The 10,507-nt window shown below is 69.0% G+C and carries 12 protein-coding genes; 6 read left to right on the top strand and 6 right to left on the bottom strand.

Annotated elements, in window-relative coordinates; translation table 11 throughout:
- Positions 1 to 123 precede the first annotated feature (123 nt).
- Genes pstC through pstB form a run of 3 tightly spaced genes read left to right on the top strand, consistent with a single transcriptional unit; the run spans position 124 to position 2,983 of the window.
- Positions 124 to 1,104, top strand: a complete 981-nt coding sequence (pstC, locus tag AB0M29_RS40590; protein ID WP_365391843.1) for a phosphate ABC transporter permease subunit PstC — start codon at positions 124 to 126, stop codon at positions 1,102 to 1,104.
- A complete protein-coding gene (gene pstA, locus AB0M29_RS40585) occupies positions 1,101 to 2,174 on the top strand; it encodes a phosphate ABC transporter permease PstA (protein ID WP_365391842.1) in 1,074 nt (357 codons plus the stop codon). The genes pstC and pstA overlap by 4 nt, the downstream gene beginning before the upstream one ends.
- A gap of 32 nt (positions 2,175 to 2,206) precedes the next feature.
- Positions 2,207 to 2,983: a phosphate ABC transporter ATP-binding protein PstB gene (gene pstB, locus AB0M29_RS40580; RefSeq protein ID WP_365391841.1), complete on the top strand. Its 777-nt coding sequence runs from the start codon at positions 2,207 to 2,209 to the stop codon at positions 2,981 to 2,983.
- A 102-nt stretch (positions 2,984 to 3,085) separates the two neighbouring features.
- On the opposite strand, the gene AB0M29_RS40575 is transcribed toward pstB, so the two are convergent.
- Both AB0M29_RS40575 and AB0M29_RS40570 read right to left on the bottom strand, forming a co-directional pair.
- Positions 3,086 to 4,084: an inorganic phosphate transporter gene (locus tag AB0M29_RS40575; RefSeq protein WP_365391840.1), complete on the bottom strand. Its 999-nt coding sequence runs from the start codon at positions 4,082 to 4,084 to the stop codon at positions 3,086 to 3,088.
- A 5-nt stretch (positions 4,085 to 4,089) separates the two neighbouring features.
- Positions 4,090 to 4,710 carry a DUF47 family protein gene (locus AB0M29_RS40570; RefSeq protein WP_365391839.1) on the bottom strand — a complete coding sequence of 207 codons (621 nt, stop codon included), beginning with the start codon at positions 4,708 to 4,710 and terminating at the stop codon, positions 4,090 to 4,092.
- Between the two features lie 224 nt (positions 4,711 to 4,934).
- Here AB0M29_RS40570 and AB0M29_RS40565 point away from each other — a divergent pair, with 224 nt between their 5' ends.
- Entirely contained in the window at positions 4,935 to 5,378 is a 444-nt protein-coding gene (locus tag AB0M29_RS40565; RefSeq protein ID WP_365391838.1) for a metal-sensitive transcriptional regulator, read from the top strand.
- Between the two features lie 58 nt (positions 5,379 to 5,436).
- Here the strand turns inward: AB0M29_RS40565 and AB0M29_RS40560 are convergent, their stop codons facing one another.
- Positions 5,437 to 5,664, bottom strand: a complete 228-nt coding sequence (locus AB0M29_RS40560) for a hypothetical protein (protein ID WP_365391837.1) — start codon at positions 5,662 to 5,664, stop codon at positions 5,437 to 5,439.
- 139 nt (positions 5,665 to 5,803) lie between these two features.
- The gene (locus tag AB0M29_RS40555; protein ID WP_365391836.1) at positions 5,804 to 6,715 is read right to left on the bottom strand and encodes a hypothetical protein; all 912 of its coding nucleotides are present in this window, start codon (positions 6,713 to 6,715) and stop codon (positions 5,804 to 5,806) included.
- Positions 6,716 to 6,805: 90 nt separating this feature from the next.
- Between AB0M29_RS40555 and AB0M29_RS40550 the strand changes: the two genes are divergently transcribed.
- On the top strand, positions 6,806 to 6,991 hold the full coding sequence (locus AB0M29_RS40550; RefSeq protein ID WP_365391846.1) for a hypothetical protein: 186 nt from the start codon (positions 6,806 to 6,808) through the stop codon (positions 6,989 to 6,991).
- 69 nt (positions 6,992 to 7,060) lie between these two features.
- Positions 7,061 to 8,683 carry an FAD-dependent oxidoreductase gene (locus tag AB0M29_RS40545; protein ID WP_365391835.1) on the top strand — a complete coding sequence of 541 codons (1,623 nt, stop codon included), beginning with the start codon at positions 7,061 to 7,063 and terminating at the stop codon, positions 8,681 to 8,683.
- 61 nt (positions 8,684 to 8,744) lie between these two features.
- On the opposite strand, the gene AB0M29_RS40540 is transcribed toward AB0M29_RS40545, so the two are convergent.
- Together AB0M29_RS40540 and AB0M29_RS40535 are read right to left on the bottom strand one after the other, a co-directional pair.
- Positions 8,745 to 9,614: a hypothetical protein gene (locus AB0M29_RS40540; RefSeq protein WP_365391834.1), complete on the bottom strand. Its 870-nt coding sequence runs from the start codon at positions 9,612 to 9,614 to the stop codon at positions 8,745 to 8,747.
- Positions 9,615 to 9,772: 158 nt separating this feature from the next.
- Positions 9,773 to 10,420 carry a hypothetical protein gene (locus AB0M29_RS40535; RefSeq protein ID WP_365391833.1) on the bottom strand — a complete coding sequence of 216 codons (648 nt, stop codon included), beginning with the start codon at positions 10,418 to 10,420 and terminating at the stop codon, positions 9,773 to 9,775.
- Positions 10,421 to 10,507 lie beyond the last annotated feature (87 nt).

Below are 10,507 nucleotides of genomic sequence, written 5' to 3'. Positions count from 1 at the left end.
TCCGCCCTTGCTTGTCCGACGGGGGGGCCCCCGCGGCCACCACCATGGCCGCGGGGCCCGCCGCACATCCGGTGCACCGCCGCCGGGGGACCACTCCTCCCCCATCAGACCGGAGAAATCCCTATGACCACCACCGCTCCACCCCCCACCGCCCCACCTCGTGAATCCCGGCCGGTGACCCGCCCCGGCGACCGGATCTTCTCCGGTCTGTCCCGCGGCTCCGGCATCTTCCTGCTCGTGGTGATGGCCGCCATCGCCGTCTTCCTGACGGTGCGCGCCGTGTCCGCGATCTCCAAGGACCACGGCAACTTCCTCACCACCTTCGAGTGGAACGCCAGTCTGACCCCGCCGGTCTTCGGCATCGCGGTCCTGGCGTACGGCACGATCGTCAGCTCGATCATCGCGATGGCCATCGCCGTCCCGATCGCGGTCGGCATCGCGCTGTTCATCACCCACTACGCCCCGCGCCGCCTCGGCGGCCCCATCGCGTACGTGATCGACCTGCTCGCCGCCGTCCCCAGCATCGTCTACGGCCTGTGGGGCGCGCTCTTCCTGGTGCCGCACCTCAAGGGCCTCAACCTCTGGCTGAACGACTACCTCGGCTGGACGGTCATCTTCGAGAAGCAGGACCCGAACTCGGCCGCGCGCTCGCTGTTCACCGTGGGCATCCTGCTGGCGATCATGATCCTGCCGATCATCACCAACGTCAGCCGCGAAGTGATCCGCCAGGTGCCGAAGATGCACGAGGAGGCGGCGCTCGCGCTCGGCGCGACCCGCTGGGAGGTCATCCGGCTGTCGGTGCTGCCCTTCGCCCGCTCCGGCATCATCAGCGCCTCCATGCTGGGCCTGGGCCGCGCGCTCGGCGAGACGATGGCGGTCGCCACCGTGCTCTCCGCCTCGCCGACGCTGTCCGCGCACATCCTGGACCCGGTCGGCGGCACCTTCTCGCAGAACATCGTCGCCAAGTTCGGTGAGGCCGACCAGTTCGGCCGCGACGCGCTGATCGCCTCCGGCCTGGTGCTGTTCTTCATCACCCTGCTGGTCAACGGCGCCGCCCGGCTGATCATCGCCCGCCGCAAGGAGTACTCGGGGGCCAACGCATGAGCCACAGCACCATAGACGCGAGGCCCTCGGCCCCCGCCGCTCCGCCGCTGGCCACCGCCAGGCTCCCCCGCTGGGCGCCGCTGGCCATCGCCGCGGGTGCCATAGCACTCGGCGCCGGCATCGGCGCGGGCGCGGGTCTGTCCAGCCACATCCAGTGGGGCCTGATGGCCCTGTTCTTCTTCGTGGCCGGTTCCTACGTCATCACCGCCCGGGTCGAGGGCCGCCGCCAGGCCAAGGACCGGGTCGCCACCAGCCTCATCTGGTCCAGCTTCGTCCTCGCCGTCATCCCGCTGACCTCGCTGGTGGCCACCACGATCAGCAAGGGCCTGAAGGTACTCAACGCGACCTTCCTGACGCACTCGATGAACAACGTGCTGACCATCCAGCCCGGCGGCGGCGTCTACCACGCCATCATCGGCACCCTGGAGCAGGTCGGCATCGCCACCGCGATCGCGGCGCCGCTGGGCATCCTCACCGCGATCTACCTGGTCGAGTACGGCAAGGGCGCCCTCGCCAAGTGGGTCACCTTCTTCGTCGACGTCATGACGGGCATCCCGTCGATCGTCGCGGGTCTGTTCATCCTGTCGGTCTGGTTCGTGGTCGTCGGCTCCTCGCCGAAGTCCGGCTTCGCCGGCTCTCTGGCACTGGCGATCCTGATGATGCCGGTCGTGGTCCGCTCCACCGAGGAGATGCTCAAGCTCGTCCCGAACGAGCTGCGCGAGGCGTCCCTCGCGCTGGGCGTCCCGAAGTGGGCGACCATCATGAAGGTGGTCATCCCCACCGCCATAGGCGGTATCACCACCGGCGTCATGCTGGCCGTGGCCCGTATCGCGGGCGAGTCCGCCCCGATCGCCCTGCTGGTGTTCGGCAGCAACCTGATCAACACGAATCCGTTCAAGGATCCGCAGTCGTCGCTGCCGTTCTACATCTTCCAGCAGTACGGCAACGGCAACGAGCCCAGCTACGACCGCGCCTGGGCCGCGGCCCTGGTCCTGATCGCGTTCGTGATGATCCTGAACCTGGTGGCCCGCGCCATCGCCCGCTGGAAAGCCCCGAAGACGGGCCGCTGAGCGGCCATCAGCAGAGAAGTGAAGTGATCCACATGGCCAAGCGAATCGACGTCAGCGGCCTCACCGCGTACTACAGCGCCTTCAAGGCCATCGAGGACATCTCGATGACCGTCGAACCCCGTACCGTGACCGCCTTCATCGGCCCGTCCGGCTGCGGCAAGTCCACGTTCCTGCGCACCCTGAACCGTATGCACGAGGTCACCCCCGGTGGCCGCGTCGAGGGCAAGGTGCTGCTGGACGACGAGAACCTCTACGGCTCCGGGGTCGACCCGGTGACGGTACGCCGCACGGTCGGCATGGTCTTCCAGCGGCCGAACCCGTTCCCCACCATGTCGATCTACGACAACGTGGCGGCCGGCCTGAAGCTCAACGGCATGCGCAAGAAGGGTGACCTCGACGCGGTCGTCGAGAAGTCCCTCAAGGGCGCCAACCTCTGGAACGAGGTCAAGGACCGGCTCAACAAGCCCGGCTCCGGCCTGTCCGGCGGCCAGCAGCAGCGGCTGTGCATCGCCCGCGCCATCGCGGTCGAGCCGCAGGTGCTGCTGATGGACGAGCCGTGCTCGGCGCTCGACCCGATCTCCACCCTCGCCATCGAGGACCTGATCGGCGAGCTGAAGTCCCGGTTCACCATCGTGATCGTCACCCACAACATGCAGCAGGCCGCCCGCGTCTCCGACCGCACCGCCTTCTTCAACCTGGCCGCGGTCGGCCAGCCCGGCAAGCTCATCGAGATCGACGACACCGAGCGCATCTTCTCGAACCCGTCCGTCCAGGCCACCGAGGACTACATCTCGGGCCGCTTCGGGTGATCAGAACCGCCGTGCGGTGCTGCATGGCGGTGCCACCGCAAGGCGCAGGCCCCGCCCTCCCCAGAGGAGGGCGGGGCCGTATTCGTTGTCAGCGGCCGAAGATCAGCCGCCGAAGATCAGCCGGATCAGGTAGTAGCAGGCCGCGGCGACCAGGCCGGCGGCGGGCATCGTGATGAACCAGCCCGCGACGATGTTCTTGGCCACACCCCAGCGGACCGCCTTGACCCGCTTGGTCGCGCCGACGCCCATGATCGCCGACGTGATCACATGGGTGGTGGAGACCGGAGCCTGGAAGAGGTACGAGGTCGTGTAGAGGATTCCCGCGGAGGTCGTCTCGGCGGCGAAGCCCTGCGGCGGGTCCAGATCAATAATGCGGCGCCCCAGCGTCCGCATGATCCGCCAGCCACCGGCGTACGTACCCAGCGACATCATCGCCGCGCACACGAACTTCACCCAGACCGGGATGCCGTAGCCGCGGCCGGGATCGTGGATGACCAGTGCCAGGACGACCACACCCATGGTCTTCTGCGCGTCCTGCAGACCGTGGCCGAGGGCCATGCCCGCCGCCGAGATGGTCTGGGCGATACGGAAACCGCGCTTGGCCTTGTGCGGGTTGGCGCGCCGGAAGAACCACAGGATCGCCATCATGATCAGATAGCCGACGAGGATGCCGACCACGGGCGAGAGGAACATCGGCACGATGACCTTGTCGACCACGCCCGACCAGTGCACGGCCGTGCCACCCGCCAGCGCCGCGCCGACCAGTCCGCCGAACAGCGCGTGGGTCGAACTCGACGGCAGCCCGAAGTACCAGGTGAGCAGGTTCCACGCCACCGCGCCGGCCAGCGCGGCGAAGAGGATCGCCATGCCGCCCCGGCCCGTCGGTGTGGCGATCAGGCCCTTGCTGACGGTATTGGCCACCCCCTGGCCGAGGAACGCGCCCAGCAGGTTCATCACCGCGGCCATCGCCAGCGCCGCCTTGGGCGTGAGCGCGCGGGTCGACACCGAGGTGGCGATCGCGTTGGCCGAGTCGTGGAAGCCGTTGGTATAGGTGAAGAAGAGCGCGACCGCGATGGTCACGACCAGCACAAAGGTGTCCACGAGGGTCAGGACTCCTTGACCGCGATGGTCTCCACCGTGTTCGCCACGTGCTCGAAAGCGTCGGCGGCCTCTTCCAGTACGTCCACGATCTGCTTCAGCTTGAGGACCTCGATGGCGTCGTACTTGCCGTTGAAGAGGTGCGCGAGCAGCTTGCGGTGGATCTGGTCGGCCTGGTTCTCCAGCCGGTTGATCTCGATCCAGTACTCGGTGAGGTTGGCCATGGTCCGCAGGTTCGGCATCGCCTCTGCGGTCAGCTCGGCCGCCCGCGCCAGGACCTCGACCTGCTGCTCGACGCCCTTGGGCAGTTCCTCGATCTTGTAGAGGACGACCAGGTCAACGGCCTCCTCCATGTAGTCCATGATGTCGTCGAGCGAACCGGCGAGGGTATAGATGTCCTCACGGTCGAACGGCGTGATGAACGAGGAGTTCAGCTGGTGGAAGATCGCGTGCGTCGCGTCGTCCCCGGCGTGCTCCGCCGCCCGCATCCTTTCGGCGATCTCGGTACGGTTGGCCGAATCGGCCCCGAGCAGTTCCATCAGGAGCTTCGAACCGGTGACGATGTTGTCCGCGGATGCGGCAAACATGTCATAGAAGCTCGTCTCCCTGGGGGTCAGACGAAAGCGCACGTGAGGTCCTCAGGATGCATGGGATTCGGTCTGGTCGATGCTAGGCGCATCATCCAGCCAGGGCTAACTCGCGTCACCCAGTGTCGCTCATCGGACTTAGTGCCCCTCACCGGGGATGTGTCGCACAAGGTGTCGATTCGGTAGGATATACCCACCAGGGGTATAACGGGACTCCTCGTAGCGGGCGAAGAAGCGGTAATTCCAAGCGAAGGGCGGGGAGCGCGATGACGACGGAGCCTGCGACGGCCGCGGCGACTGAGGCCGATGTCACGGAGCCGGCGGCTGAGGCGGAGATCACGGAAGCGGCCTCGGGAGCAGCTCCGGGAGCGGCTTCGGCAGCGGCTTCCGAGACGGCGGCACCGGCGAAGCCGGACGCCCCCGCGGGCCCGCACGGCTACAGCCACGACAAGGAGTCGCACCTCAAGCGGCTGCGCCGGATCGAGGGCCAGATCCGCGGCCTCCAGCGGATGGTCGAGGAGGACGTCTACTGCATCGACATCCTCACTCAGGTCTCCGCGAGCACCAAGGGTCTGCAGTCCTTCGCGCTCCAGCTCCTCGAAGAGCATCTGCGGCACTGCGTGGCGGCCGCCGCCGTCGGCGGCGGACCGGAGATCGACGAGAAGGTGGCCGAGGCCACCGCGGCGATAGCGCGGCTGCTGCGTACCTGACCCGCGGGCGGCGCCGGCGGGAAACGTGACGGACTCGGTATCGGCTTCGGACGCGGTCTCAGGAAGTGAGATGGCCGGAAGCCGAGCGGCAGGGTGCGAGCGGCAGCGCGGGGTCGTGGTCATGAGCGCGCGCGTGGGCGACCTCCAGGACCTCGTCGATCCGTGCGAAGCTCAGCCGCTCCTCGTCCGCGGTGGACGCGGCGATCATCAGCTCGCCGCAGAGCTCGATCTCGGCGAGAGCCACGGGGTCGTCCTGCACCACCGACATTCCGGGCGACGGCGCCATACGCACACCACCTCCTCGTCCACGAGCGCCTGTGACGGTCTCCAGCCAGGGTAGGGACCGGCACCCGGTCCGCGCATGGCACGGATGGACCATTTCGGCAACGCCCGTTCCGGCGGCGGCCGTTACCACTTCGGGCCCCTTACCGCGGCCGCGAAGAAACGATCTTGCCGGTCCAGATGTCGGCAGGCCGCGGCATCGTCACCGGCACCGCGACCCCGAATCCGTCAAACGTAGTGGTAGAGACCACAGTGACGTCCTGCCCCGCGCCCTTGCCCGTACCGGCGGAGCTGAAAGTGAAGCGCTGGGTCAGCCTGCGCAGCCGGCCCTGCCCGTCCAGCCACGCGTCGAACGGCACCCCCGTGACCGTGAACCCCTTCGCCGCCGCCTCCAGCGGGCCGCGCGCCGCCGGGTCCACGGCCCTGGCCGCGCGTGCGATGTCGGCGGTGCCGCGGTAGTGCCGCACCGGGGTGCCGTCCAGCGTCTCCTGGCCGACCAGCGTCACGTCCTGCGCCCCGCGCAGCAGCTCCGCTGCGGCCAGCGGCTCGGTGGCGCCGCCGGTCACCAGGTTGCCGTCCGGCAGCCGGGTGGTGTCCACCCGTACCCACTTGCCGTCCGGCACCCCCTCCCCCCGGTCCTTCATGTAGAGCGCGCCCGGGGTGAGCAGTTCGATCAGCGGCTTGTGCTCCTCGGCGCCGATCGCGTCCTTGGGCAGCAGCAGGCGCAGCTCACCGCGCCGCTTCGCGTAGTCGAAGCCGCCGCTGCCGGTGATCGTGAGCCAGGTGCCGCCGCTGGCCATCCGCATGGCGGTGGTCACATGCGAGCTGCCCGCCCGTACCAGCGTCTGCGCCGCGCCGCGCACCGCCTGCGTGGCGTCGGCCGCCTTGGCGTCCGGGCCGCCGCCCTCGGCCGCTGCGCCCGTCCCCGAACAACCGGTGAGCAGCGCCGTCCCGCACGCGACCGCGGCCGCCACCGCGACGGCCGCCGACGTACGCCCGCGCCGCGGCACCACCGCCCGCCCCTGCACCACCGCGCTGGCCATCGCTGCCACCATCCCTGATCCATCCACACCGGCTGGGCCTCATCCTCATAACGACGGTCGGAACGGCCCCGTCACGCCCGCTACCGTGGTGTCGTGCTCAACTTGTGCGCCGAGCCGATACCGCTCCACGCACCGGTCGTCAGCCAGCGACCGGGCGCGCCCCACCACACCTCCGTCATCGAACGCGGCGCCTTCGCCATCGCCCTGTGCTCCTGCGGCTGGAAAGGCCCTGCCCGCCGTGCCCGCGACCGCGCCCGCCGCGACGCCGAGCTGCACGTCGCCGGCTGAGGCGACCCCTCCGCTTGCGCAACCGGGTCCCGTGTTCGTACGTCTACGGTTCGGAAGGCGGTGAGGCGAATGACGACCTCTGTGAACGACGGGGACCCGGTACCGGCGGCGGAGCCGGTTGCGGTGCCCCTGTCGATACCGGTGCAGCGGCGGACGGCGCTGCTGGCGGGCGGCGGCGTCCTGGCCGCCGCGGTGCTGAGCGGCTGCGGCCCCAACGACAGTCACGCGGACGGCCCGAGCGGCACGGCGAAACCGCCGACCTCCGGCAACCGCCCTCCGACCGGGGCGCCGACGAGAACCGCCAAGCCCGTACCGGCGGACTGGCCCGCGCTCGCCAGGTCCCTGGACGGCGAGCTCCTCCGCCCCCAGGACCGCGGCTACGCCCTCCACCGCAACCTCTACAACACCCGCTTCGACGGCCTGCGCCCCGCCGCCCTCGCCTACGTCACCGGCGAGGCCGACATCCGCGCCTGCCTCGACTTCGCCCGCCGCACCGCCACCCCGCTGGCCATCCGCAGCGGCGGCCACTCCTACGCGGGCTGGTCCAGCGGCAACGGCAAGCTCGTCGTCGACGTCTCCAAGCTCCACTCCATACGCGTCGACGGCACCACGGCCACCGTCGGCGCGGGCGCCCGCCTCATCGACGTCTACTCCCAGCTCGGCCAGCACGGCCGTACGATCCCGGGCGGTTCCTGCCCCAGCGTCGGCGTCGCCGGGCTCACCCTGGGTGGCGGCCATGGCGTCATGAGCCGTTCCATGGGCCTGACCTGCGACAACCTGATCGGCGCCACGATCGTCACCGCCGACGGCCGCACCCGCGAGGTGTCCGCGGACGCCGAGCCCGACCTGTTCTGGGCGCTGCGCGGCGCGGGCAACGGCAACTTCGGCGTCGTCACCTCACTGCGCTTCGGCACGCACCCGGTGCCCGAGGTCGTCACCGGCTATCTGACCTGGCCCTGGAGCCGCGCCGCCGCCGTGGTCCGCGCCTGGCAGAGCTGGGGCCCCGACCAGCCCGACCACATCTGGTCCGCCCTGCACCTCGACTGCGCCGCGGGCGGCTCCCCCACCGTCGCGATCCCGATGCTCTCCACCGGCTCGAAGGCCGATCTGGCCGCCGCGGCCGACCGCCTCGCCGCGTCCGTCGGCGCCGACGCCACCTCGGTCTCGCTGCACCCGCACAGCTACATCGACGCGACCTTCTCCTACGCGGGCTGCTCCGGCCTGACCGCCGCCCAGTGCCACCTCACGCCCGAGGGCGGTCTGCACCGCGAGACGTACTCCGCCTGCTCCGACTTCTACGACACCAATCTGTCGGCCGGCGGCATCGACACCCTGCTCGCCCAGGTCCAGCGTCTCTCCGGGCAGTCCGGCGGCGGCGCGGGCAGCATCGCCCTCACCGCCCTGGGCGGCGCCGTCAACCGCCCGTCCCCCACCTCAACCGCCTTCTGCCACCGCACTTCCCGCTTCCTCGCCCAGTACCTCGCCTCGGACGCCCTCTCCCTCACCTCCTGGCTCAGCACCACCCACGCCGCCCTCCGCCGCTACGCCTCGGGCGCCGCCTACCAGAACTACACCGACCCCACCCTCCCCACCTGGCGCACCGCCTACTACGGCCCCAACGCCCCCCGCCTCACCACCCTCAAATCCCACTACGACCCCCAACGCCTCTTCACCTTCCCCCAGGCGCTCTGAGCCCAACACAAAGGGCGGCCCGCTACCGCGGACCGCCCCACTTGCGCCTGTTGCCGCCGACTCAGCGGTTGACGGTCTGGATCTCCTGGACCACAAGGTTCGTCGTATGCCCGAACGTCCCTGCGGGCAGGGGGCCACCAGGATCGCCCGTGCCAACCCAACTGATCTTCCACGTCACTGTCGCCCTGAGGGGGTACGAACCACCGTTGGGCGTTGCGTGCCGGTAGATCACGCCACACGGTGGCTCCTTGCCGCCGCTCCCCTTCGTGTACGGCGTCCCGATCGAACCGTTCGCATTGAGCGGACAGTCACCCGACGCCGGGTAGACGTCGGCATCAGGCGTACCGGGGTCCAAATGGAGAGCGACGGGTGTCGCCGTCGTGGTGGCGGAGATGCCGAGCAGGTCGGCAGTGGCCGTCACGGACACCGGCTTGAACGTCTTCGCGTCCAGCCATGCCCACGTCGGCAGGTTCACCGTCTGCTGGGCGACCGGGCTCAAGCTGACGTCGGTGTCCGGCACGCGAATCTGCTTGTAGGCCAGCTGAGCCAGGATCTTGGGCGTGAGAGCGTCCTTGATGTCCGCGGGCGGTGCGGTGCCCTTGTCCACCCAGAAGTACGGCGCGGTGCAGTCAAGCGCCCCCGGAACACCCGCCCCGCCGTCGGGAACGTACGACGTCCACCAATACCCCTTGCCCGTCTTGTCGAGGTTGAAATTTGTGTACGGCTTGCCGTACACATATCGATCACGCTGCGTCGCGTCCCACTCCGCACCGGTCGAGTCCACATTCCAGATGGGCTCCACGTAGTCCTTGAACTGCTGCGGCGTCCACGTCGGCGTATACCAGCACGGCGGCGGACTCCAACTGGTGTCCACCGGAGCGAGCGGCCCCACGGACGGCCCGGACCCGTTCTTGGACGTGTCGTACGACACCCCGCCGGCCTTCGCCGAAATCGTCTGACTCCCGGGGTCCTCCCCACCGCCGAGGTCCCCCCCGCCCCCTTTGCCGCCTGCGTACGCGATGCTCGGAGTCATCGCGACGACCAAGGCCGTGACTACTACCGCCAACGTCCGCGCGGGCGTCTTCGCCCCTACGGCTGGCATTGTTTGGCCCCCCTATCCGAGACAACGGCAACGGTCTGCCAGACACCCTGCGGGCTCTTCACCAAACGAGTGTTGTAGAGCACGTAACTGTCCGCCGTTGTCGGCGTGTTGTCGACCTTGCCGGTCTTGCGGTTCTTGAGGAACGCCTTGCTTTCATCCGAGCAGTAGATGAGCGAGGCTGAACCATCGTTCCCGAAGGTGACTTTGCGGTCGAAGAAGCGGGTGATGCCGATCCACGTGTTGTTCTTGTTCAGATAGCCCTGGACATAGCTGACGGCGGCTTCCAGGCCCTTGTCCGTGCTGTAGAACCCGATGGCCGTGGAATGTGACGAGCCCTTGAGGATCGCCTCATCCATTGAATTGACCCACTGCGCGTTGTCCGCGAGCACAGCGTCCTTCTTCGGGTCACCGGACTGCTGGTTCTCGAAGACGTTCTTCGCGCCTGCGGGAAGACTGATCACGGGCCGCTGTACAGCCGCCTTCGTCGCAGAGGGAGTTGCCGTCTCGGACGGCGTCCCCGTCCCCGACGGCTGAATCTTGTCCGAGCTGTCCGAACCACCTCCGCCGCAGGCGGTCAGCAGGAGCGCCGTGGACGCCGCGAGCGCGACAGCGGCGGGAAGGGTAGTGCGCGTCACGTTGGAATCCCCCGTGGGCTAGCCAGATCCAGACAGTGCTTGTGTAGCCAAAGAGACTACCGGTGGGAGCCATGTGGCTGCAGGTAC

This window comes from Streptomyces sp. NPDC051976, assembly GCF_040680795.1.
GTDB lineage: Bacteria > Actinomycetota > Actinomycetes > Streptomycetales > Streptomycetaceae > Actinacidiphila.
The sequence above is the reverse complement of the archived record's forward strand: the minus strand, read 5'-3'. Positions and strand labels throughout refer to the sequence as shown.

Coding starts and splice junctions, on each gene's coding strand:
- AB0M29_RS40555 (WP_365391836.1), bottom strand. CDS start 6,715: ATGGTGGCAGCGATGGCCAGCGCGGTGGTGCAGGGGCGGGCGGTGGTG.
- pstB (WP_365391841.1), top strand. CDS start 2,207: ATGGCCAAGCGAATCGACGTCAGCGGCCTCACCGCGTACTACAGCGCC.
- AB0M29_RS40545 (WP_365391835.1), top strand. CDS start 7,061: ATGACGACCTCTGTGAACGACGGGGACCCGGTACCGGCGGCGGAGCCG.
- pstC (WP_365391843.1), top strand. CDS start 124: ATGACCACCACCGCTCCACCCCCCACCGCCCCACCTCGTGAATCCCGG.
- AB0M29_RS40565 (WP_365391838.1), top strand. CDS start 4,935: ATGACGACGGAGCCTGCGACGGCCGCGGCGACTGAGGCCGATGTCACG.
- AB0M29_RS40560 (WP_365391837.1), bottom strand. CDS start 5,664: ATGGCGCCGTCGCCCGGAATGTCGGTGGTGCAGGACGACCCCGTGGCT.
- pstA (WP_365391842.1), top strand. CDS start 1,101: ATGAGCCACAGCACCATAGACGCGAGGCCCTCGGCCCCCGCCGCTCCG.